This is a genomic window from Microbacterium oleivorans (assembly GCF_001691565.1).
GTDB lineage: Bacteria > Actinomycetota > Actinomycetes > Actinomycetales > Microbacteriaceae > Microbacterium > Microbacterium oleivorans_B.
Genome location: NZ_MAYO01000003.1, coordinates 346240 through 367859, shown reverse-complemented (window position 1 = coordinate 367859; position 21620 = coordinate 346240). Strand labels below are relative to the sequence as shown.

Annotated in this window: 22 protein-coding genes and 2 tRNA genes; 11 read left to right on the top strand and 13 right to left on the bottom strand. The window is 69.8% G+C overall.

The features are described from left to right. Positions 1-106: 106 nt before the first annotated feature. Positions 107-571, bottom strand: coding sequence for a single-stranded DNA-binding protein (locus BBA86_RS04545; protein WP_065570486.1), 465 nt, complete (start codon positions 569-571; stop codon positions 107-109). Between the two features lie 183 nt (positions 572-754). Then, positions 755-1279 (bottom strand): peptide-methionine (S)-S-oxide reductase MsrA, encoded by a 525-nt coding sequence (gene msrA / locus BBA86_RS04540; RefSeq protein WP_065570485.1) that lies wholly within the window; start codon positions 1277-1279, stop codon positions 755-757. Between the two features lie 123 nt (positions 1280-1402). Between msrA and BBA86_RS04535 the strand changes: the two genes are divergently transcribed. Continuing rightward, the gene (locus tag BBA86_RS04535; RefSeq protein ID WP_065570484.1) at positions 1403-1648 is read left to right on the top strand and encodes a hypothetical protein; all 246 of its coding nucleotides are present in this window, start codon (positions 1403-1405) and stop codon (positions 1646-1648) included. A 10-nt stretch (positions 1649-1658) separates the two neighbouring features. Here BBA86_RS04535 and BBA86_RS04530 read toward each other — a convergent pair whose 3' ends face one another. Continuing rightward, complete coding sequence (locus BBA86_RS04530; RefSeq protein WP_065570483.1) at positions 1659-3083, bottom strand: PLP-dependent aminotransferase family protein; 1425 nt, start codon at positions 3081-3083, stop codon at positions 1659-1661. Between the two features lie 60 nt (positions 3084-3143). On the opposite strand from BBA86_RS04530, the gene BBA86_RS04525 reads away from it, so the two are divergent. The 7 genes from BBA86_RS04525 to BBA86_RS04495 all read left to right on the top strand — a co-directional run bounded on the left by BBA86_RS04525 (position 3144) and on the right by BBA86_RS04495 (position 5777). Then, positions 3144-3752 (top strand): YczE/YyaS/YitT family protein, encoded by a 609-nt coding sequence (locus BBA86_RS04525; protein WP_065570482.1) that lies wholly within the window; start codon positions 3144-3146, stop codon positions 3750-3752. Positions 3753-3779: 27 nt separating this feature from the next. Next, positions 3780-3852, top strand: a tRNA-Arg gene (locus BBA86_RS04520). Between the two features lie 46 nt (positions 3853-3898). Continuing rightward, on the top strand, positions 3899-4519 hold the full coding sequence (gene orn / locus BBA86_RS04515) for an oligoribonuclease (RefSeq protein ID WP_083199463.1): 621 nt from the start codon (positions 3899-3901) through the stop codon (positions 4517-4519). Between the two features lie 34 nt (positions 4520-4553). Further along, a tRNA-His gene (locus BBA86_RS04510) sits at positions 4554-4629 on the top strand. A gap of 25 nt (positions 4630-4654) precedes the next feature. Further along, positions 4655-5005: a metallopeptidase family protein gene (locus BBA86_RS04505; protein ID WP_065570481.1), complete on the top strand. Its 351-nt coding sequence runs from the start codon at positions 4655-4657 to the stop codon at positions 5003-5005. Further along, a complete protein-coding gene (gene clpS, locus BBA86_RS04500) occupies positions 4996-5295 on the top strand; it encodes an ATP-dependent Clp protease adapter ClpS (protein WP_065570480.1) in 300 nt (99 codons plus the stop codon). Before BBA86_RS04505 ends, clpS begins: the two co-directional genes overlap by 10 nt. Further along, a complete protein-coding gene (locus tag BBA86_RS04495; RefSeq protein ID WP_065570479.1) occupies positions 5292-5777 on the top strand; it encodes a DUF2017 family protein in 486 nt (161 codons plus the stop codon). Before clpS ends, BBA86_RS04495 begins: the two co-directional genes overlap by 4 nt. 10 nt (positions 5778-5787) lie before the next feature. Here BBA86_RS04495 and BBA86_RS04490 read toward each other — a convergent pair whose 3' ends face one another. The 6 genes from BBA86_RS04490 to gatC form a co-directional block, all read right to left on the bottom strand. Then, positions 5788-6360: a hypothetical protein gene (locus BBA86_RS04490; RefSeq protein ID WP_065570478.1), complete on the bottom strand. Its 573-nt coding sequence runs from the start codon at positions 6358-6360 to the stop codon at positions 5788-5790. Continuing rightward, positions 6344-6667, bottom strand: a complete 324-nt coding sequence (locus BBA86_RS04485) for a hypothetical protein (RefSeq protein WP_065570477.1) — start codon at positions 6665-6667, stop codon at positions 6344-6346. The genes BBA86_RS04490 and BBA86_RS04485 overlap by 17 nt, the downstream gene beginning before the upstream one ends. A gap of 54 nt (positions 6668-6721) precedes the next feature. After that, positions 6722-7978 (bottom strand): DNA polymerase IV, encoded by a 1257-nt coding sequence (gene dinB / locus BBA86_RS04480; RefSeq protein WP_065570476.1) that lies wholly within the window; start codon positions 7976-7978, stop codon positions 6722-6724. 73 nt (positions 7979-8051) lie between these two features. Beyond that, positions 8052-9569 (bottom strand): Asp-tRNA(Asn)/Glu-tRNA(Gln) amidotransferase subunit GatB, encoded by a 1518-nt coding sequence (gene gatB, locus BBA86_RS04475; protein WP_065570475.1) that lies wholly within the window; start codon positions 9567-9569, stop codon positions 8052-8054. After that, on the bottom strand, positions 9569-11080 hold the full coding sequence (gatA, locus tag BBA86_RS04470) for an Asp-tRNA(Asn)/Glu-tRNA(Gln) amidotransferase subunit GatA (RefSeq protein WP_065570474.1): 1512 nt from the start codon (positions 11078-11080) through the stop codon (positions 9569-9571). The genes gatB and gatA overlap by 1 nt, the downstream gene beginning before the upstream one ends. Continuing rightward, a complete protein-coding gene (gatC, locus tag BBA86_RS04465; RefSeq protein WP_018188011.1) occupies positions 11077-11376 on the bottom strand; it encodes an Asp-tRNA(Asn)/Glu-tRNA(Gln) amidotransferase subunit GatC in 300 nt (99 codons plus the stop codon). The genes gatA and gatC overlap by 4 nt, the downstream gene beginning before the upstream one ends. 56 nt (positions 11377-11432) lie before the next feature. Here gatC and BBA86_RS04460 point away from each other — a divergent pair, with 56 nt between their 5' ends. Further along, complete coding sequence (locus BBA86_RS04460; RefSeq protein ID WP_065570473.1) at positions 11433-13133, top strand: long-chain-fatty-acid--CoA ligase; 1701 nt, start codon at positions 11433-11435, stop codon at positions 13131-13133. 3 nt (positions 13134-13136) lie between these two features. On the opposite strand, the gene ligA is transcribed toward BBA86_RS04460, so the two are convergent. Both ligA and BBA86_RS04450 read right to left on the bottom strand, forming a co-directional pair. Continuing rightward, positions 13137-15461: an NAD-dependent DNA ligase LigA gene (gene ligA / locus BBA86_RS04455; protein WP_065572177.1), complete on the bottom strand. Its 2325-nt coding sequence runs from the start codon at positions 15459-15461 to the stop codon at positions 13137-13139. Then, positions 15434-15964: a DUF4166 domain-containing protein gene (locus tag BBA86_RS04450; protein ID WP_223247024.1), complete on the bottom strand. Its 531-nt coding sequence runs from the start codon at positions 15962-15964 to the stop codon at positions 15434-15436. The genes ligA and BBA86_RS04450 overlap by 28 nt, the downstream gene beginning before the upstream one ends. Positions 15965-16182: 218 nt before the next feature. Here BBA86_RS04450 and BBA86_RS04445 point away from each other — a divergent pair, with 218 nt between their 5' ends. Next, the gene (locus tag BBA86_RS04445; RefSeq protein ID WP_065570472.1) at positions 16183-17211 is read left to right on the top strand and encodes an epimerase; all 1029 of its coding nucleotides are present in this window, start codon (positions 16183-16185) and stop codon (positions 17209-17211) included. Here BBA86_RS04445 and mnmA read toward each other — a convergent pair. Further along, positions 17168-18265: a tRNA 2-thiouridine(34) synthase MnmA gene (mnmA, locus tag BBA86_RS04440; RefSeq protein WP_083199462.1), complete on the bottom strand. Its 1098-nt coding sequence runs from the start codon at positions 18263-18265 to the stop codon at positions 17168-17170. The genes BBA86_RS04445 and mnmA overlap by 44 nt on opposite strands. Positions 18266-18274: 9 nt before the next feature. Next, positions 18275-19456: a cysteine desulfurase family protein gene (locus BBA86_RS04435; protein WP_065570470.1), complete on the bottom strand. Its 1182-nt coding sequence runs from the start codon at positions 19454-19456 to the stop codon at positions 18275-18277. A 54-nt stretch (positions 19457-19510) separates the two neighbouring features. Between BBA86_RS04435 and glgX the strand changes: the two genes are divergently transcribed. Beyond that, positions 19511-21610 (top strand): glycogen debranching protein GlgX, encoded by a 2100-nt coding sequence (gene glgX, locus BBA86_RS04430; RefSeq protein ID WP_083199461.1) that lies wholly within the window; start codon positions 19511-19513, stop codon positions 21608-21610. Positions 21611-21620: the final 10 nt, after the last annotated feature.

Below are 21620 nucleotides of genomic sequence, written 5' to 3'. Positions count from 1 at the left end.
ACGGGTGCGAGCACGAAGAGAAGCCAGCGGGATCCCGATGAAGCCTGGTGTCTGCGCACGGGCCAGAGTCTAGGGGGTGCGACCTCCGAGCCGGCTGGGTCCAGAGTCAGAAGGGGGTCGCGACGGGCTCCGCTTCCCACTGAGGCTCGTCAGCAGTGGCGCGCTCCGGCGACCATTCGTCGTCGGGGGCGGAAGCCGGCGTGTCCTCCCGTGCGCGCGCGGCGCCCGTGAAGGCGGTCGTTCCGAACGCGAGGTCGTGACCGACGGCGAGGGCGTCGATCTCGGCATCGGTTCCTGACTTCTCCCCCGCTTCCCAACGTTTGATGGCGAGGACGCCGTGGACGACGACCCGTTGACCCTTCCGGACGGACGCGGCGACGTGCTCGCCGAGCGTGCGGAAGACCGACACGCGATACCAGCTCGTGAGCCCGTCGACCCAGGCGCCCGCTTTCGCGTCGTATCTGCGGTCCGTACTGGCCACCCGCATCGACACGACGGGGGTGCCGTCGGGGAGGCGGCGGAAGTCTGGGTCGGCGGCGACGTTCCCGACGATCGTGATGTGGTCCTTCATGGCAATTCCTCCAGTCGTCGAGGGCACGGTCGTGCCCGGTCGATGCTCCGACACCCGCGTGCCCGGCGGGCGTCGGAGCGCAACCAGAATCGCGTTGTCCGCTTCGACGACGGAGCCCCGGCACCCGACCAGTGGATGCGGTCGAGAGCCGGGGCGTTGTGGAGGAGGCTCAGTCCGCGCGTATCAGCGCCGCGCGTACTGTCCGAACCGCGCGCGGACCTTGTTCACCTTCGGCACCGCGACGGCGAGGCAATACCCCTGCCCGGGGTTCTTCGTGAAGAAGTCCTGGTGGTAGTCCTCAGCCGGGTACCACTCCGACAGCGGCTCCATCGTGGTCACCAGTCCACCGCCCCACCAGTCCGACGCGCGCTCAGCGGCCTTCTCGAACGTCTCGCGTTGAGCGTCGTCGGCGGGGAACATCGCCGAACGGTACTGAGTCCCGACGTCGTTTCCCTGACGGTTGAGCTGGCGCGGGTCGTGCATCGTGAAGAACGCGTCGAGGATGACGTCCGACGGGATGACGTCTTCGTCGAACGTGACCTTCACCGCTTCGGCGTGCCCGGTCGTACCAGTGCACACCTGCTCATAGGTGGGCGACGGGGCGGTTCCGCCGACGTAACCGGATTCCACCGAGACGACACCTTCGAGGGCCCGGTACGCGGCATCCAGACACCAGAAACATCCGCCGGCAAGCACATAGGTCTGCATTCGAGACCTTCCTTTCACTGTTGATCGTCGATGAGGACAACGCTGTCGAGGCCGCTCGTGTTCCGTCTCATCGGGCGTGTCGGAGGCCGAGCGTACCGTGACGAGCGACGGAGAGGAGGCACCATGACCACCATTGCGGCGAGTTCCGATTACCGGCTCCGCGGCTACCGTCTCGCACCTGCGTCCGACCGGCTCTGGCGGGTCGTGGATGGTGCAGGTCTGGTCATCGGCCATCTGGCACGCATCGACGTCGAAGGTGCGGCCCGCTTCGGTGCCCGACGATTCCGGCCCTCCGCCGGGAGCTTCGTCGAGTTGGGCGAGTTCTGTCGCGTCGAGGATGCGGTGGCCGCCCTGCACGACTCCCGCTGAGCGGGTCCGTTCAGACGATCGCGGCGACGGCTTCCATCTCGTCGACGGTGGCGGACGCCGGGCGTCCGCTCACGCCCGGCCACAGACGCGCGAGGACGGCCACCGCTTCACGCATCTGCTCGGACGGGGCCGTGAACGGCACGCGCAAGTAGGAGTCGTAGCCACCGTCGACCGAGAACCGCGGCCCCGCCGAGAGCAGCACCCCCTCTCGACGCGCGGCGAGGACGAGCGACCCGCTGCGCGGCGCGTCGAGCCCGACCCATAAGGACACGCCGCCGCCCGGCACGGGGATCCGCCAGCCGGGGAACGAAGCACGCAGTGCCGCGACGACGAGGTCCCTCCCCTGGCCGAGCAGCTCCGCGCGTTGGGGCAGGATGTCGGGCATCATCCGCAACAGCCGGGTGGCCACCGCCTGCTCGAACTCCGCCGTCCCGAGGTCACGGCGCGGTCTCGCGGCCACGAGTCGACGGATGAGGGCACGATCGCCTCGCACCCAGCCGACCCGCAGCCCACCCCACACGGTCTTGCCGAGCGAGCCGATCCTCACTGCCTCGTGCCCGAAGTCGAGCGCCTCGGGGGCGGCGGAATCGATCGCGAGTTCCGCGGTCGTCTCGTCGATGACGAGCACGGATCCGGCCGCCTCCGCCGCAGCTCGGAAGGTCGCCGCGTCCAGGGCCGTCATCGTCCGCCCGGTGGGGTTCTGGAACCACGGCATCAGGTAGGCGAGCGCCGGTCGCGCGCGCCGGAACGCCTGTACGGCCCGGTCCAGATCCCACCCGTCATCCACCGTCACGGGCGTGCCGGTCACGCGGGCGCCGGTCGCCTTGATCGCCTCGGTCGCATGCGGGTACGTCGGGGTCTCCAAGAGCGCCGTCGCCCCCGGCCGAAGGAGCGCATCCGTCACCAGATGGATCGCGTGCTGTCCGCCATTGGTCACGAGGATTTCCTCGGGATCGGTCGGGATGCCGCGCGCCGTGTACCGATCGGCGATCGCTGCACGGAGTTCGATGCTCCCGACGATGTCGTACCCCGGACGCCCGACGAGGGAAGCCGAATCCGCCCCGACCTCGGCCATCACGCCCGCGAGGCCCGGCCACGCGGCAGGGCTGGCCTGCTGGAGATCGATTCCGTCGCCGTCGTTGAAGACCCGACCGGCGCCTCGGCGCACCTGCGGGAGCGTGATGCTCCCCGACCCACGGGTGCTCTCGATGTGCCCGCTCTCGCGGAGCGAGCGATAGGCCGCCGCGACGGTCGCCCGGCTGAGTCCGAGCGTGGTCGCGAGTTCGCGCTCGGCTGGCAGGGCCGTGTGCGCGGCGACGCGATTGTCGAGACAGAGCAGACGGATGCCGTCGGCCAGGGCCTCGTACGTCGGTGTGCGCGTACGCCAGCCTCCCAGGGCGGCGGCGAGACCGCGAGCACCGATCCGGGAGTCCATGGTCCACCTCTTCGCAATTGGACTGCATACAGAGGTCCAATCTTACGGTGGAATGGCCTCATGCTTCTTCGGCTCCTCCGCCTCGTCATCGGCCTCGCCCTGTTCGGCATCGGATGCGCGGTCCTCGTTCAGGCCGGCATCGGCCTGGACCCGTGGACGGTCCTCGCCGAAGGCCTCTCGCGACAGACGGGGATCGGGATCGGCTGGATCGTCGTCATCACAGGGGCTCTCGTACTCCTCGCCTGGATCCCGCTCCGGCAGCGACCCGGGATCGGCACGGTCGCGAACATCCTCGTCGTGGGGACCGTGATGCAGGGCGCCCTTGCCGTGATCCCTCCCGTGGAGAACTATCTCTGGGGCGTCGTGGTGTTCTTGACGGGAATAGCGCTCATCGCGGCGGCATCCGGCATCTACCTCGGCGCCGACCTCGGACCTGGACCGCGCGACGGGCTCATGACCGGCCTTCACGCCCGGTTCGGATGGCCGATCTGGGTCTGCCGCTTCGTCGTCGAGGGAACCGTCCTGGTTACCGGATGGCTGCTCGGGGGCACCGTGGGGCTCGGCACGGTGCTGTTCGCCGTGCTCATCGGGCCCGGCGTCCACCTCGCGCTGGACGTGTCGGCGCGGTGGCGCGCCCTGCGCGTGCGTCGCGCGACGATCTCGGTCTGAGCGGTAGCCTGGGGGCTGAGCATCCTTCCCTCCATAGCTCAGTGGACAGAGCGAGCGGTTTCTACCCGCAAGGTCGGGGGTTCGAATCCTCCTGGAGGGGCTCCGAGTCGCCGTATCTGCGGTCGGCTCCTGTGGGAGGAGACCACGTGTCAGCTGCGGAGAACGACCGCCTCGTCTGGATCGACTGCGAGATGACGGGCCTCGACCTGTCCGTCGACGAGCTCGTGGAGGTGGCGGTCGTCATCACCGACTTCGAGCTCAACGTCCTCGACCCCGGCTTCCAGATCGTCATCAAACCTGATGACTCCGCGCTCGCCCACATGAACGACTTCGTCACGAAGATGCACGAGAGTTCGGGCCTGCTCGAGGAGATCCCGAACGGGGTGAGCCTCGCGGACGCCGAGTTCCAGGTGCTCGAGTACATCCAGCGTTTCGTCCCCGAGGGGAAGGCGCCCCTCGCCGGCAACACGATCGGCACCGATCGGATGTTCCTCGCGCGCTACATGCCGCGCGTCGACCGCTGGCTCCACTACCGCAATGTCGATGTCTCCAGCGTGAAGGAACTCGCCCGCCGCTGGTATCCCCGCGCGTACTTCAACGCGCCCGCCAAGGATGGCGGACACCGGGCGCTTGCCGACATCCGTGAGAGCGTCCGCGAGCTCGCGTACTACCGCGAGACCGTCTTCGTCGATGCTCCCGGGCCTTCCACCGACGACGCGCGGACCGCCGCGGCATCCGCCGTGTCGTCGTTCGCCTCCGGACTGTAATACACTTGGGGGGTTGCCCGGAGACGGGCACATGGTGGGTATAGCTCAGTTGGTAGAGCACCTGGTTGTGGTCCAGGGGGTCGCGGGTTCAAGTCCCGTTACTCACCCCATATCTTCTCCGCGTGAGGCGTGGTCATGATCGATATGGATGCCGAGGCATTCGAGGATCTGGTGGCGTCCGAACTCGACGCGCTGCCCGACGACATGGTCTCGGGACTCGACAACGTCGTGTTCGTCGTCGAGGACCGTCCCGAGGACGGCTCTCTCGATCTGCTGGGTCTCTACGACGGGCTCGCGCTGACCGAGCGCGACCGGTACGGGATGGGCGATCTGCCCGATCGCATCATCGTCTACCGGGAGCCGCACCTCGACGTGTGCGACGACGTCGACCACCTCCGTGACGAGGTGCACACGACGCTCGTCCACGAGATCGCCCACTTCTACGGCATCGACGATGCGCGCCTTCACGAACTGGGGTGGGCCTGATGAGCATCGCGTCGCCCGAGATCGATGAGCAGACGGACCTCCAGGCATCCACCTCCGGCCCCTGGCAGACCGTCGTCTGGAACGATCCCGTCAACCTCATGAGCTACGTCGAGCACATCTTCCGTCAATACTTCGGGTTCTCGCGTGACAAGGCACACCGGCTGATGCTCGCCGTGCACCACGACGGACACGCGGTCGTCGCCGAGGGATCGCGCGAGCAGATGGAGTTGCATGCTCAAGCCATGCACGACTACGGGCTGTGGGCAACCGTGCGCGAGGCGGGGTCATGACCGGCTCCGGGCTCGTCATGGAGCTGACGCTTCTCGAAGCGGCCCACCTGTCGGACCTGGTCAGCCAGTTCGAGGATCTCGTGACCTCGCACGATGGATCCGATCCGGCTGTCCGACGGCTCACCCCCGACGCATACGCCGACTCCGAGGCCGCTGCGGAATTCCGACGTCTCACGGAGGACGACCTTCTCTCGCGTCGCGCTGCCGACGCGGGCGTCGTCCGGAGATCCCTGCACCGCGACGGGCGCGATCTCGACGCCGACCAGCTCGACCGCTCGGCCGCGGAGGACATCCTCGTCGTCGATCTGACCCCGGATGCCGCCGGTTCCTGGCTCCGCACACTGGCCGCTCTGCGTCTCGTTCTCGCAGACCGCCTCGGTGTGACCGATGAGGACCAGCGCGGCGACGGCGATACGAGGTTCGGTGTGTACGAATGGATCGGGTACCGCCTGGAGATGCTCGTCCAGGCGCTCGATTCCTGACGGCTGCTCGTCAGGGCAGGCGGAAGACGTAGCGGGCGATCCGCTCCGGGTGGTGGTCACGCAGGTGCGCGTCTTCCTGGCGCGCCCACCGTTCCCAGTGGGGCGCGTAGCTCTCTCCGTCGCGATCGAGGGCGCGCGCACGCCGAGCGGCGAGCGGTGCCTCGAGCCAGACGGTGACGTCGGCGAGTTCCGCCGATTCCGGTGTCAGGATGCCCGCACCCTCGACGATCACGACGGGCGCGGGAGCGACGCTCTGCACGCGGTCGGAGGGCTTATCGGCGTTCCAATCCCAGGTGCACCACGACCCCCGTTCTCCTCTCCGGAGCGGTGGGAGGACACCCTCACGCACGGTGTCCGCACCCTCGCGCAAACCGTCCCAGCCCGGGTAGACATCGTCCAGCCGCACGATCGTCGCGCCCGGCAGTCGCTCGGCGAGCAGGTCCGCGAACGTGGACTTGCCGGCACCGGAACGACCGTCGACGAACACGATCGCCGGTTCGCGACGCACGATTCCCACCGCGTCCGCGACGATGTCGACCGCGTCGAGGAGCGCGGCCTCGAGCGGGTCAGCGCTTGAGCGCACGGATGACGCGGCTGAGCGCACGTCCCGCGATCCACACGAACGGGATGCCGACCGCCACGAGCGAGACCAGGTTGGGCTCGAAACGCAGATCGTCGCCCTTCCGGATGTACGCGCCGACCGGCACGGACGCGCCGCCGCCTCCCCCACCCCCGGCGCCGTTGGAGGAGTCCTCGCCGGCGCCGAAGCCGGACCACGTCAGAGCGACGGGGATGATGCGGATGCCGTCGACGTCCTGCTGCTCGCCGTAGACGGTGGTCACGCCCAGCGAGGCGAACTGCTTGCCGAGTTCGAGAGGGAGGTTTGCCATGTCTTCACGGTAGCCGGAGGTGACGGGGAAAACAGGGGGTTGCGCCTCTCGCGCTCAGTCTCGCGAGGGGCGCGGATTCGTGGGGAGGGCGTTGACGTCGCGACGAGGACCCAGCGTGCTCGCCCGCGTCACGGCCCCGCGGCCGAAACGGGAACGTGCATCGTCGAGGGCGGCATCCACTCGGCGCCACTCGGCGTCGTCGTCCCACAGTGCGAGCCCGCCCATCCCGTCTCCGGTCAGTTTCTCGCCGCGGACGCCGATGAGCCGTACCGGCTGGACGAGATCGATTTTGCCGAAGAGCTCGAGTGCGACGTCGCCGATCCGCTGGCCGACGTTGGTGGGCTCGGGGACGCTGACCGAGCGCGACAGCGTCGTGAAATCCGCGAAGCGCACCTTGACGGCGATGGTCCGCGCCTCCCACCCTCCCGCTCGAAGCCTCGAGGCGACGCGGTCGGCGAGGCGACGGAACTCGCTCCGGAGCATCGCGACGTCGGTGACGTCCTCGAGGAAGGTCTCCTCATGTCCGACGCTCTTCTCCGTGTGCTCCGTCTGCACCGATCGCGGATCGATGCCCCGGGCCAACTGGAAGACGCGCGCGCCCATGGCGGGACCGAGCGCTCGATCGAGGACGCTCCGTGGCGTGCCCAGGATGTCGGCCACCATCCGGATGCCCCGGGCTTCGAGTGCCTCCGCGGCTTTCGGGCCGACGCCCCACAGCGCCCCGACAGGACGGGCGGCGAGGAACGCCTGCGTATCCGGCTCGCTGACGATGAGCAACCCGTCCGGCTTGGAGACCGTGGATGCGATCTTGGCGACGTGTTTGGTCGCGGCGACGCCGATGCTGCAGGTCAGTCCGGTCTCCTCGAGCACCCGGCGGCGGACCATCCTGGCGATCTCGCCGGGACTGCCCCACAGACGGCGCGCACCGCTGACGTCGAGGAACGCCTCGTCGATGGACAACGGCTCGACGAGCGGGGTGACGTCGCGGAAGATCGCCATGACCTTCTTGGACAGCTCCGAGTACCGCTCGAACCGCGGAACCACGACGATCGCCTGCGGGCACAGCTGGAGGGCCCGGCCGACCGACATCGCCGACCTCACCCCGAACCGTCGGGCCTCGTACGACGCACTCGAGACGACGCCGCGCCCCTCCATCCCGCCCACGATGAGCGGTTTCCCCGCCAGCGACGGGTCGTACAGGACCTCGACCGATGCGTAGAACGCGTCCATGTCGACGTGGAGGATGCGGGTGCCGGTGTCGTCGGCGCCGTCGGGTGAGACGATCCGTCCCGTCCCGTCACCGCGTCCCATACCTCCATTGTCGACGATGCCGCCGACACCGAGCCCGGATCGGGCAGCGGCGCGGCGGCATCATCGATCAGCGTCAGGCTTGTCCGGCGCGCTCCAGGATGAGCTCGCGGACGCGTGCGGCGTCGGCCTGGCCCTTCATGGCCTTCATGACGGCGCCGATGACGGCACCGGCAGCCTGGACCTTGCCGTCCTGGATCTTCGCCAGGACGTCGGGCTGCGCGGCGAGGGCCTCGTCGATGGCGGCGATGAGGGCACCGTCATCCGAGACCACGGCGAGACCACGGGCGTCGACGACCTCCTGCGGGGTCCCCTCCCCCGCGATGACGCCCTCGAGCACCTGACGCGCGAGCTTGTCGGTCAGCGTGCCAGCATCCACCAGCTTCTGCAGTTCGGCGACCGACTCGGGCGAGACCAGCGCGGCGGGTTCGGCGCCCTGCGCGTTGGCGACGCGGGTGACCTCGCCCGTCCACCACTTGCGGGCGGATGCCGGGGACGCACCTGCGGCGATCGTCGCCTCGACCTCGGCGAGGAGACCGCCGTTGGCGACGTCCTGGAACTCGAGGTCGGTGAAGCCCCACTCGGTCTTCAACCGGCGGCGGTACACCGAGGGAGCTTCGGGGAGCGCGGCGCGCAGCTCCTCGATCAGCTCCGGGGACGGCTCAACGGGGAGGAGGTCGGGCTCGGGGAAGTAGCGGTAGTCGTCGGCATCCGATTTCGGGCGGCCGGGCGACGTTCGTCCGGTGTCCTCGTGCCAGTGACGCGTCTCCTGCGTGATCGTGCCGCCGCCGGCGAGGATCGCCGCCTGACGCTGGATCTCGTAGCGGACGGCCCGCTCGACCGAGCGCATCGAGTTGACGTTCTTCGTCTCGGTGCGCGTACCGAGCTTCTCCTGACCGCGGGGGCGGAGCGAGACGTTCGCGTCGCATCGGAGGTTGCCGCGCTCCATGCGCGCCTCGGAGATGCCGAGCGAGCGCACGATGTCGCGGATCGCCGCGACATAGGCCTTGGCGACCTCGGGGGCGCGGTGCTCCGTGCCGAAGATCGGCTTGGTGACGATTTCGACGAGGGGAACGCCGGCACGGTTGTAGTCGACGAGCGAGTACTCGGCGCCCTGGATGCGCCCGGTCGAGCCACCCATATGGGTGAGCTTGCCGGCATCCTCTTCCATGTGCGCGCGCTCGATCGGCACGACGACGACATCGCCGCCCTCGAGCTCGATCTCGACGCTGCCTTCGAACGCGATGGGCTCGTCGTACTGCGAGATCTGATAGTTCTTGCCGAGGTCCGGGTAGAAGTAGTTCTTCCGCGCGAACCGGCTCGACGGCGCGATCGAGCAGCCGAGGGCGAGGCCCAGGCTGATCGAGTAGCGGACCGCGGTCTCGTTGACCACCGGGAGTGAGCCGGGAAGGCCCATGTCGACGGGCGCGACCAGGGTGTTGGGCGCGGCGTCATGGTTCGCTTCGTGCGCCGGGTTGCCGGCGGCCGAGAACATCTTGGTCTCGGTGTTGAGCTCGACGTGCACCTCGAAGCCGAGGACGGGCTCGAACATCTCGAGCGCCGCGTCGAAGTCCATCAGCGCATCCTTGGCCATCAGCGGGCTCCTCCGAGGATCGGGGCGCGGTCCAGGAGAGGACCGCCCCAGCTGTCGACGAGCAGGGCCTCGAGGGCCGCGCCGACGCGGTACAGGCGTGCGTCCTCGCGCGCGGGGGCGACGAACTGGATGCCGACGGGCAGCCCGTCCTCCGCCGCGAGGCCCGAGGGGATCGAGATGCCGGGGACGCCGGCGAGGTTGACCGGAATCGTCGTCACGTCGTTGAGGTACATCTGGATCGGGTCGTCGAGCTTCTCGCCGAGGCGGAAAGCGGTCGTCGGCGCCGACGGGGTCGCGATGACGTCGACCTGCGCGAACGCCTCGTCGAAGTCGCGCTGGATGAGCGTGCGGACCTTCTGAGCGCTGCCGTAGTAGGCGTCGTAGTAGCCCGCGGACAACGCGTAGGTTCCGAGGATGACGCGCCGCTTGACCTCGTCGCCGAAGCCTGCGTCGCGGGTCGCTGCCATGACGTCCTCGACGGTGCCACCGGGCACGTTGACGCGCATGCCGAAGCGCACGGAGTCGAACTTGGCGAGGTTGCTGGATGCCTCGGCGGGCAGGATCAGGTAATAGGCGGCGACGCCGTACTCGAAGTGGGGTGCACTGACCTCGACGATCTCGGCGCCGGCGGCCTCCATCGCAGCGAGGGAGGCGCGGAACGACTCCGAGACGCCGGCCTGGAAGCCGGAGTCGTCGAGCTCGCGGATGACGCCGACTTTCAGACCCTTCAGGACGTCACCGGTGGCGCCCTCGCGGGCAGCGGCGGCGAAGGACGGCCACTCGTCGGTCAGGGACGTCGCGTCGTGCGGGTCGTGCCCGCCGATGACGTCGTGGAGGAGCGCTGAGTCGAGGACCGTGCGCGAGACGGGGCCGACCTGGTCGAGGCTCGACGCGAGCGCGATGGCACCGTAGCGGCTCACGCCGCCGTAGGTCGGCTTCATGCCGACGGTGCCGGTGACGTGGGCGGGCTGCCGGATGGATCCGCCGGTGTCAGAGCCGAGGGCCAGAGGCGCCTCGAAGGCGGCGACGGCCGCAGCGGAGCCTCCCCCGGAGCCGCCGGGGATCCGGTCGAGGTCCCACGGGTTGTGCGTGGGACCGTACGCGGAGTGCTCCGTCGAGGAGCCCATCGCGAACTCGTCCATGTTGGTCTTGCCGAGCGGAACGAGGCCGGCGGCGCGGGAGCGCGCCACGACGGTCGCGTCGTAGGGCGACATGTAGCCCTCGAGGATCTTGGATCCGCTCGTCGACGGCATGTCGGTCGTGACGAGGACATCCTTGATGGCGAGCGGCACGCCGGCGAGGTCTCCGAGCTCCTCGCCCGCGGCGCGGCGACGGTCGATGTCGGCCGCCACCTCCACCGCGTGGTCGGAGACGTGGAGGAACGCGTGGACGTCGCCATCCACGGCGGCGATCCGGTCGAGGTGGGCCTGGGTGGCCTCGACGCTCGACAGCTCGCCGGAACGGAGCTTCTCCGAGAGGTCGGCGGCGGTCAGCTTCAGGATGTCGCTCACTGCTCCTCCCCCAGGATCGCGGTGACGCGGAAGCGCCCGTCGGCGGCATCCGGAGCGTTCTGCAGGACCTCGTCGAGGCTCAGCATGTCGCCGGGCACGTCGGGGCGGAACACATTGCTCAGCGGGATCGGGTGGCTCGTGGCGGCGACCTCGGGGGTGGCGACCTCCGACACCTTGGCGATGTTGTCCACGATCGCGTCGAGCTGACCGGTGAGGCGTTCCACCTCCTCGTCACTCAGTTGGATCCGGGCGAGCACGCCGAGATGGCGCACGAGATCGGGGGTGATTTCAGACACTCCCCCAGTCTAGTTCGGGCCACTCGTCGTCTGAGCGCTGACCCTAGGCTGAGGTCGTGACCGATTCGATCTCCGCCGATCGCCCCTGGCTCTCGTCCTACGACACCGGCGTCCCCCTCGATCTCCCACCCGTCACCGGGTCGCTCATGGATCTCCTGGACGACTCCGCGCGTGACTACCCGCAGGCGCCCGCACTGCAGTTCTTCGGCAGGGAGACCACGTACGCCGCGTTGGCGGAGACTGTGGACCGGGCAGCGGCGGGCCTGCGCGAGCTGGGCGTGAAGAGGGGCGACCGTGTTGCCATCGTGCTGCCGAACTGCCCGCAGCACATCGTCGCGTTCTACGCGGTGCTCCGTCTCGGGGCCGTCGTCGTCGAGCACAACCCGCTCTACACGCCGCGGGAGCTGCGGACCCAGTTCCAGGACCACGGCGCCCGCCACGCGATCGTGTGGAACAAGGTCGTCGCGACCGTCCAGGAGTTCCCCGCGGACCTCCACGTCGATGCGCTGGTGTCGGTCGACATCACGACGGCGCTGCCGCTGCACACGCGGCTCGCGCTGCGGCTGCCGATCGCCAAGGCCCGCGAATCCCGCGATGCGCTCACCGCACCGGTGCGCGGGACGCACACGTGGGCCGATCTCGTCCGGACCGAGCCGCTCCCGGCATCCCACCCTCGTCCGGCCACCGACGACCTCGCGGTGTTGCAGTACACCTCCGGGACGACGGGCACGCCGAAGGGGGCGATGCTGACCCATCGGAACCTCCTCGCCAACGCCCGCCAGAGTCAGGCCTTCATCCCGGCGGTGGTCCGCGGGAACGGATGCGTGTTCTACGCCGTCCTGCCGATGTTCCACGCGTACGGGCTGACGCTGTGCCTGACGTTCGCGATGTCGATGGGCGCGCGCCTCGTGCTCTTCCCGAAGTTCGACGCCGACATGGTGATCGACGCCATCAGGAAGCACCCGCCGACGGTCCTGCCTCTCGTCCCGCCGATCGCCGAGCGTCTCCTCGCGCGGGCCCGTGAGACCGGCGCCTCGATCCGGGGCATCGAGATCGGCGTGTCCGGGGCGATGGCGCTCTCCCCCGATCTCGTCGAGCCGTTCGAGGAGGCCACCGGCGGCTACCTCATCGAGGGCTACGGCCTGAGCGAATGCTCGCCCGTGCTGATGGTGAATCCGCCGGCCGACAGCCGCAAGGCGGGGACGATCGGCATCCCGGTCCCGGGGACCGATGCACGGGTCGTCGATCCGGAAGACCCGTCGCGCGTCTTCGGCGTCGGCGAGCCCGGCGAGCTCGTGGTGCGCGGACCGCAGGTCTTCTCGGGGTACTACGGCAAGCCGGAGGAAACCGAGAAGGTGCTCGAGGGCGGCTGGTTCCGCACTGGCGACATCGTCGAGCGCGACGAGGACGGGTTCTTCCGCGTCGTCGAGCGGCTCAAGGAGCTGATCGTGACCGGCGGCTTCAACGTCTCGCCGTCCGAGGTCGAGGCGACGCTCCGTCAGCACCCGCAGGTCGCTGATGCCGCCGTGGTCGGCCTCCCCGATCCGCACAGCGGGGAACAGGTCGTGGCTGTCGTGATCCCCGCCCCGGGTGTGACCGACCTCGACGTGGACGACATCCGCGCCTTCGCTCGGACGCGACTGACCCCGTACAAGGTGCCGCGACGCATAGAACCGGTCGATGATCTGCCGCGTTCGCTCATCGGAAAAGTGCTGCGCCGCCAGGTACGCGACGCGCTGCTCGCACCGAAGGACTGAGCCTCACTCCGCGGCGGGAGCCTCTTCTAGGGCGCCCGGCCCCTCGGTCACGAGCAGGTGGAACTGAGCCGCGTCGATGATCCGGAGCCCGAGCGCTTCGGCCTTCGCGAGCTTCGATCCCGCGCCGGGGCCGGCAGCGACGAAGTCGGTCTTCTTCGAGACGCTGGATGCCGCCTTCCCGCCCGCCTGCATGATCGCCTCCTGCGCCCCCTCGCGGGTGTAGCCCTCGAGCGAGCCGGTCGCGACGACCGTGATGCCCTCGAGGACGCCGCCCGCGGCGGCAGCGGCACCGGGCCCGGGGTGACCCGGGGTCGACAGGCGCGCCCCGGCTGCGACCCAGCGGTCGACGATCTCTACATGCCAGTCGACGGCGAACCAGTCCTGCAGTGCGTCGGCGATGATCCCGCCAACGCCGTCGACGGCGGCGAGCTCGTCGCGCGAGGCGGCGCGGATGGCGTCGAGCGAGCCGAAATACTGTGCCAGCGCACGGGCTGCGACCGGACCGACGTGCCGGATGTTGAGCGCGACGAGGAACCGCCAGAGGTCCTTCGTCTTCGCCTTCTCGAGCTCCTCGATGAGGGTGAGCGCCTGCGCGGACGGCTGCGGGCCGCTCAGCCCTTCCCGCTTCTCTGCCGGAGTGGGATTGCGGCGGAAGGGAGCGCGCCGGATCACGTCGCCGGTCTTCTCGTCAACGCGCGCCTCGCCCGTCTCGGAGTCCCGGACGATGACCTCGATCGGAACGAGTCGCTCGACCGTCAGGTCGAAAAGCCCCGCCTCGGTGTCGAGGGCTGGGTTCTGGGGCGGGAGCGGCTGCGTCAGGGCTGCCGCGGTGACCTCGCCGAGCGCCTCGATGTCCAGCGCGCCGCGGGAGCCGATGTGTTCGACGCGTCCGCGCACCTGCGCGGGGCAGCCGCGGGTGTTCGGGCAGCGCAGGTCGATGTCGCCTTCCTTCGCGGGGGCGAGGGTCGAGCCGCACTCGGGGCACTCGGTCGGCATGACGAAGGCCCGCTCGGTGCCGTCGCGCAGTTCAGCGACCGGACCGAGCACCTCCGGGATGACGTCACCCGCCTTCCGCAGCACGACCATGTCGCCGATCAGCACGCCCTTGGCCTTGACGACGCCCTGGTTGTGGAGAGTGGCCTGCCGAACGACGCTCCCGGCGACGAGCGCCGGCTCCATCTGCGCGTACGGCGTGGCCCGCCCGGTGCGCCCGACCGACACGATGATGTCGACGAGCCGGGTCTGCACCTCTTCCGGCGGGTACTTGTAGGCGATTGCCCAGCGGGGCGCACGACTCGTCGCCCCCAGTTCGTCGTGCAGTGAGAGCTCGTCGACCTTGACGACGATGCCGTCGAGCTCGTGCGCGACGGAGTGACGCTTCTCGCCGTACTTCGCGACGAATCCGAGGACGCCCTCGACATCATCGAAGGTCTGCGGGTAGGGGCTCACGGGAAGGCCCCAGCCCGCGAGCAGCTCGTAGACCTCGCTCTGCGCCGCAACGGGCGGATCCTGCCACGCACCGATCCCGTGGACGTACATCCGGAGCGAGGCGAGACGGGCCTCCCCGGCCTCGAGCTCGAGACCGGACTTCTTGTCGAGCTGCTGGCGCAGTCCGCCGCTGGCCGCGTTACGCGGATTGGCGAACGCGGGGAAGCGACGCGCGGCGCTCTTCTGAGCCTTCTCCTCGTCGTACCGGGGCCGCGTCGCCGCGTCGGCGATGACGCGTTCCCGCAGGCGCGCCTGCAGCGCGTTGAGCTCTTCGAACGCCGCCACGGGGATGAAGACCTCGCCCCGGACCTCGACGAGAGCGGGATGCCCCTCCCCCGACAGCCGCTCGGGGATGCCGGCCACGCGCACGGCGTTGACGGTCACGTCCTCGCCGATGCGGCCGTCCCCGCGTGTCGCGGCCGAGGTGAGGACGCCGTCCTCGTACCGGAGAGAGATGGCGAGGCCGTCGATTTTCAGCTCCGACAGCCAGCGCACTGGCCGGCCCGCCGACGCTTCGGCCTTCGTGCACCACTCCCGAAGCTCCTCGGCGGAGAAGACGTTGTCGAGACTCAGCATCCGCTCGGCATGCTCGACGGGCGCGAACATGGAGGACTCCGCGGCTCCGACCGTCTGCGTCGGCGAATCCTGGCCCTGCAGCTCGGGGTGCGCGCGTTCGATGGCCTCGAGCTCGTGCATCCACCCGTCGTAGGTCGCGTCGTCGACGAGCCCGACATCGCCGCCGTAGTACGCCTCGCGCGCGCCCAAGATCTTCTCGGTGAGGTACTCTGCCGCGGCGCGAGCCTCGTCGAGGGTCAGTGCGGGGAGTTCTGCGTCAGCCACATCGACAGTGTAGGGAGGGCCGGGGACACTCCCGAGGCGGTGTCGCTCTCCGCGACGATGCGGTAGGCGAACGATCCGGAGTAGCGGAAGACCTCGCCGAGGAGAGGCATCCGGAGCCGGACGTCCACACGCTGTCGTCCGCTGTCGCCGGGGTGCGGGTCCTCTCGGACCTCGACGCGCGCGACCGGCGGCATCGCAACGCGCACGCTCCCGAACCACCAGGCGAGCGCCCGCGGACGCAGCACCATTCCCCCGTTCTCGACGCTCGGGCGCAGGCGCACCTCGAGGCCGCCCCGACGGCCGAGCCGCTGCACGATCTCGCCGCCGTCGGCGCGCATCGAGTCGCGCATCACCCGCAGCCGTCCCGGGAAAGCGAACCAACGGGACCCGGTGAGCCCGTCCTCGGCGGGCCGGTTCTCGACCGCGAACGGCACCTGGCCGCCGCTCTCGGGGAACAGCGCCTCGTGGTGCGCCGACCAGCGGAGAAGAGGCCACGCGAGCATGCGCTAGCGCGACCCGACCGCGTCGTACGTCCCCTCGCCCACACCAACGTGGCCCGGAGGGATCGGCCCGAAGTACCGCCTGAGAACCGGCGGCAGTTCGTCGAACGCGTCGCCCAGAGCTCACCGGTAGACGGACGCCGGGGGTCCCCCGCCAGCGGTGGTCATGGTCGGAAACCTACCCGGCTCATCCCTCCTCCCCAGACCGGTACGGTCGAGGCATGCGCACCGATCGTCCCCGTGCTGTGGTCGCCGGAGCCGGCGGATTCATCGGAGAGGCCCTCGTGGCCGCCCTCCGGGCCGACGGGTACGACGTCGTCGAGGTTGGCCGCGCGTCCCGCGTGACCTGGGATGATGCGGACGCGCTCCGGGCGGCGATCGACGGTGCAAACCTCCTCGTGAACCTCGCAGGGAAGTCCGTCGACTGCCGCTACACCGATGCGAACCGCGACGCGATCCTGTCCTCCCGGGTCGAGACGACGCGAGCGCTGCACGCTGCGGTGGCCGCGGCATCCGTCCCCCCGCGGTTGTGGATCAACTCGTCGACGGCGACGATCTACCGGCACACCATGGACCGGCCCAACAGCGAATCCACCGGCGAACTCGGCGCCGGGTTCTCCGTCGACGTCGCCAAGGCGTGGGAGAAGGCGTTCTTCGCGGGAGAGCTCGCGGCGACGCGGCGCGTCGCGCTCCGGCTCGCGATCGTCGTCGGCGACGGTCCCGCGACCAGGATGCTGCTCACCCTCGCCCGGACCGGCCTCGGCGGTCCGCAACACGACGGCTGGGTTCCGCCGCACCGCCGCTACCGCGGGATCGGCGACGATCCGACGGGTGATCGCCCGCCCTGGTACCGCACACGCGGCCGGCAGCGGTTCAGTTGGGTGCACATCGACGACGTCCTCGAATCGATCCGGTTCCTGGTCCGACGGGATGACGTCGCGGGAGTCGTGAACGTCGCCGTGCCCGAGGCATCCGACAACCGATCGCTCATGCGCTCCCTCCGGAGCGTCGTCGGGATGCCGGTGGGCATCCCTTCGCTGCGGTGGATGCTCGAGATCGCCATGTGGGCGCTCCGGACCGAGCCCGAGCTGATCCTGAAGAGCAGATGGGTTGTACCGGAGCGGCTGGTCGAGGCGGGGTTCCGCTTCTCGCGCACCGATCTGACCGAGGCGCTCGCGTCCGTCGAGCGCGAGCGCGAGCGGAAGCTCAGGCGTTCTGCGGGACGGCGGACACGGTCCGCGCGATCGTGAACTGGCCGATGACCCTCGTCCCGTCGTAGAGGACCGCCGTCTGGCCGGGCGCGACGCCGTCGAAGGGCGCCTCCGGAATCACGGTCACCGTGCCGTCGGCGACCGTGGCTCGGGCCGGCACCGGATCGGCGTGAGCTCGAATCTGCACGTGGCAGTCGAACGCCCCGCCGTCGGGTGCGCGACCGGCCCAGCTGTGCCGTTCCCCGGCGATCTCCGCTGTCGCGAGAGCTTCCTTGGGACCGACGACGACCGTGTTCGAGACCGGTCGCACCTCGAGGACGAACCGAGGCTTGCCGTCGGCGGCCGGGACTCCCAGCTGCAGCCCTCGGCGCTGACCGACGGTGAAGGCGTGCGCCCCCTCGTGACGGCCCACGACCGCGCCGTCACGGTCGACCACCTCGCCCTGTTCGGCGCCGACCCTCTCCGCCAGCCAGCCGCGGGTGTCGCCGTCCGGGATGAAGCAGATGTCGTGGCTGTCGGGCTTCTGTGCGACGGTGAGCCCGCGCTCGGCCGCCTCCGCGCGGACGACAGCCTTGGAGGGCGTCGTGCCGAGCGGGAAATACGTGTGCGCGAGCTGATCCTCGGTGAGCACGCCGAGGACGTACGACTGGTCCTTCGCCTCGTCCGACGCACGGTGCAACTCACGGCCGTGCGGCCCGTCGACGAGCGTCGCGTAGTGACCGGTGCAGACGGCGTCGAAGCCGAGCTCGAGCGCGCGCTCCAAGAGGGCGGCGAACTTGATCTTCTCGTTGCACCTCATGCACGGATTGGGAGTGCGACCGGCGCGGTACTCGCTCACGAAGTCGTCGATCACGTCGTCGCGGAAGCGCTCCGAGAAATCCCAGACGTAGAACGGGATGCCCAGCAGATCCGCCGCGCGGCGCGCGTCGAGCGCATCTTCGATCGTGCAGCACCCGCGGCTCCCGGTGCGGAGAGTGCCGCCCGCGCGGGAGAGCGCGAGGTGCACTCCGACGACGTCGTGCCCGGCGTCGACGGCTCGGGCCGCGGCTACCGCCGAATCGACCCCGCCGCTCATTGCTGCCAGTACGCGCATCCGACCAGTCTACGAGCGCGATCCCGCACGGGCGCTGGATGCCGCGGCCCGCCGGTGCGCATCCGGCAACGCCTCGAGGAACGCATCGACGTCGGTCTCAGTCGTGGAGCGGCCGAGCGTGATCCGGAGCACCGAACGTGCCTCGCGGTCGCCGTAGCCGAGCGCGAGCACGACGTGGCTCGGTTCCGCGATCCCCGCTTGGCAGGCGGACCCCGTCGAGACCTGGACACCGGCGTGATCGAGGAGGAACAGCAGGGTCTCCCCCAGCGCGTCGGGGAACAGGACGTGGACGTGGCCCGGCAGCCGCTGATCCGCTGAGCCCAGCAGGGTCGCCTGCGGGACCACGGCCCGGATGCCGGCTCCCAGCCGGTCCGCCAGCGCGCGGAGTCGGCGGGATTCCGCCTCCCGCTCGGTTGCCGTCAGATCGAGGGCGACGGCGAGAGCGGCGGCTCCGGGAACGTCAGGAGTCCCGGAGCGGAGACCGCGTTGCTGGCCTCCCCCGTGGAGCACGGCGCTCATGCGCGCGTACCGGGAGACGACGAGGGCGCCCGTTCCGACCGGTGCCCCGACCTTGTGACCGGCGACGCTCAGCGCGACGAGCCCGCCCGCGTCCTTCCCCCCTCCTCGGAGGCCGGAGAAGTCGAGCGGAACGTGGGCGATCGCGCCCACGGCGTCGAGGTGAAGGGGAACACCGGCGTCCGCCGACGCGGACGCCAATCCGGCGACATCCGACACCGATCCGACCTCGTTGTTGGCGACGAGTGCCGTCGCAAGCGCGGCCCCGGGAAGGGCCTCGACGAAAGCGTCGAGGTCGACGGCGCCGTCGAGCCGCAGACGTACCGATCGCACGTCCGCCCCCTGGGCGCTCGCGAGCCACTCCACCGTGTCGAGGGTCGCGTGGTGCTCGCCGTCGGGCAGCACGATCGCCTGAGGCCCCTGCTCGCGCGCCCACCAGGAGCCCTTGATACCCAGATTGACGGATTCGGTACCGCCGGAGGTGAAGACGACCTCGATGGGGTCGCAGCCGAGGACCGCGGCCACCCGTTCGCGTGCGTCCTCCAGAACGCGTCGCAACGCCTGCCCGGCACCGTGCACCGATGAGGCATTGCCCGTCAGTTCCGCGGCGGCCAGCCACGCGTCGCGGGCCTCCGGCCGGAGCGGAGTGGATGCCGCGTGGTCGAGGTAGACCATCCTCATCCTCCGCCCGCCGCAGTCGGCCATCGCCTGCTCACTACTGTAGAACGCATGATCTCCGCCTCGGCCGACCCGACGACCGCGGCATCCGAGCCCCCCACGGCGGGTCTGCTCTCGGACGCCCTCGACGACCTCGGCGTACGCGTGCACGACGGTGTCGGCACGCTGCGCGTCTGGTCCGAGAATGCGACGGCGGTCGAGGTCGTCGTCTTCGACGACGACGACCCGGACTGGATCGTCGACACCCTGCCGCTGGACCCCGTGGGCCGCGGCGTATGGCAGGCGACGACGCCCGAGCTCCGCGCGGGCGCGACGTACAGCGTTCGCGTCGACGGCCCGCACGGGCCCGGGATGACGTTCAACCCGGCGACCCTGCTCGTCGACCCGTATGCGCGCGGACTCGCGAGCCCCGGCATCCACTCCTGGCGCTCCGTGGTCGTGGACGAGGACTTCGACTGGGGTGGCGTCGCGAAGCCGCGTACCCCCCTGGACCGAACCGTCGTCTACGAAGCCCACGTGAAGGGCCTCACGAAGCGCCACCCCGACGTTCCGGCGGCCCTCCACGGCACCTACGCCGGAATCGCTCATCCCGTCATGATCGAGCACTACCGGAGCCTCGGCGTGACGGCGATCGAGCTGCTGCCCATACACGCGTTCGCGAGCGAACCGCGCCTGTTGCAGCTGGGACTCACGAACTACTGGGGCTACAACTCCGTGGGCTTCTTCGCACCGCATGCCCCGTACGCGACTGCCGCCGCGCAGGCGGAGGGTGCGGGGGCGGTCCTCCGCGAGGTCAAAGGCATGGTGAAGCTCCTTCACGAGGCCGGGATCGAGGTCATCCTCGACGTGGTCTACAACCACACGGCCGAGCAGGGCCTCGGGGAGCCCCGCTCGAGCTTCCGTGGGCTCGACAACCGCGCCTACTACCGGCAGACCGACGACGGCACCTACGTCGACGTGACCGGATGCGGCAACTCGGTGGACACCTCGACGGATGCCGCGGCACGCCTCGTCCTCGATTCCCTCCGCTACTGGGCGAACGAGGTGCAGGTCGACGGGTTCCGCTTCGACCTCGCGCCGACGCTCGGTCGGGATGCCTCGCACACCTTCACCCCCGACCACCCCCTCCTGCGCGCCATCGCCGAGGACCCGGCCCTCGAGGGCGTGAAGCTCATCGCGGAGCCCTGGGACGTCGGCCTCGGCGGGTGGCAGACGGGCGCGTTCGGAGACGGCTGGACCGAATGGAACGACCGGTACCGCGACCGCGTCCGGAACTTCTGGCTGAGCGACATCGACTACGCCCGGAGGGCGGATGTCACCCCGGTCGGGATCGGCGGGTTCGCCACGCGTCTGGCCGGCTCCGCCAACACGTTCAGCCCGGAGCGCGGGCCACTCGCCGGAGTCAACTTCGTGACCGCCCACGATGGCTTCACCCTGCATGACCTGGTGTCGTACGACGTGAAACGCAACGAAGCGAACGGCGAGCACGGACGCGACGGGGCGGACACGAATCGGTCGTTCAACCACGGCTTCGAGGGGCCGACCGACGACGAAAGGGTGCTCGCGACGCGTCGACGCGCGATGCGGAACCTCATGGGCACCCTGCTCCTGTCGGCCGGTGTCCCCATGATCACGGCCGGCGACGAGATCGCCCGTTCTCAGCGGGGCAACAACAACGCGTACTGTCACGACTCGACGCTCACCTGGTACGACTGGTCGCTCGCACCCTGGCAGGAGGACCTGCGTGCTCATGTCGCGCTCCTCACCCGTATCCGACGAGAGAACCCGGCCCTCCGTCCGCTTCGCTTCGCGCACGCCGAGATGACCGTGCCGGGTGCATCGGTCATCGACTGGTACGACGAGACCGGGCGGACGATGTCGGTCGAGCAGTGGACGGACCCGTCCCACCGCACGCTCCAATACGTCGCGCAGTCGACACCGGAACACGAAGCGCCGAATCGGACCCTCCTCGTCATCCACGGACGCGAAGAGGGCATCGAGGTCTCGCTTCCCGCTCTCGACGGGGCGTCGCGCTTCGTCCCGCTGTGGTCGAGCGTCGACGAGCGACCGAGCGCCGAAGCACCGGTGCGCGGCCCGGGAGAGACCTTCACCGCGGCGGGGACGTCAATGTACCTGTTCCGCGCCGAGTGATCCAGGCCCG

Coding starts and splice junctions, on each gene's coding strand:
- BBA86_RS04485 (WP_065570477.1), bottom strand. CDS start 6,667: ATGGCAAACCTCCCTCTCGAACTCGGCAAGCAGTTCGCCTCGCTGGGC.
- BBA86_RS04530 (WP_065570483.1), bottom strand. CDS start 3,083: ATGGACTCCCGGATCGGTGCTCGCGGTCTCGCCGCCGCCCTGGGAGGC.
- BBA86_RS04535 (WP_065570484.1), top strand. CDS start 1,403: ATGACCACCATTGCGGCGAGTTCCGATTACCGGCTCCGCGGCTACCGT.
- BBA86_RS04525 (WP_065570482.1), top strand. CDS start 3,144: ATGCTTCTTCGGCTCCTCCGCCTCGTCATCGGCCTCGCCCTGTTCGGC.
- BBA86_RS04505 (WP_065570481.1), top strand. CDS start 4,655: ATGATCGATATGGATGCCGAGGCATTCGAGGATCTGGTGGCGTCCGAA.
- BBA86_RS04450 (WP_223247024.1), bottom strand. CDS start 15,964: ATGCTCGCGTGGCCTCTTCTCCGCTGGTCGGCGCACCACGAGGCGCTG.
- BBA86_RS04435 (WP_065570470.1), bottom strand. CDS start 19,456: ATGGTCTACCTCGACCACGCGGCATCCACTCCGCTCCGGCCGGAGGCC.
- mnmA (WP_083199462.1), bottom strand. CDS start 18,265: ATGCGCGTACTGGCAGCAATGAGCGGCGGGGTCGATTCGGCGGTAGCC.
- glgX (WP_083199461.1), top strand. CDS start 19,511: ATGATCTCCGCCTCGGCCGACCCGACGACCGCGGCATCCGAGCCCCCC.
- BBA86_RS04545 (WP_065570486.1), bottom strand. CDS start 571: ATGAAGGACCACATCACGATCGTCGGGAACGTCGCCGCCGACCCAGAC.
- BBA86_RS04445 (WP_065570472.1), top strand. CDS start 16,183: ATGCGCACCGATCGTCCCCGTGCTGTGGTCGCCGGAGCCGGCGGATTC.
- msrA (WP_065570485.1), bottom strand. CDS start 1,279: ATGCAGACCTATGTGCTTGCCGGCGGATGTTTCTGGTGTCTGGATGCC.
- BBA86_RS04495 (WP_065570479.1), top strand. CDS start 5,292: ATGACCGGCTCCGGGCTCGTCATGGAGCTGACGCTTCTCGAAGCGGCC.
- gatB (WP_065570475.1), bottom strand. CDS start 9,569: ATGGCCAAGGATGCGCTGATGGACTTCGACGCGGCGCTCGAGATGTTC.
- dinB (WP_065570476.1), bottom strand. CDS start 7,978: ATGGGACGCGGTGACGGGACGGGACGGATCGTCTCACCCGACGGCGCC.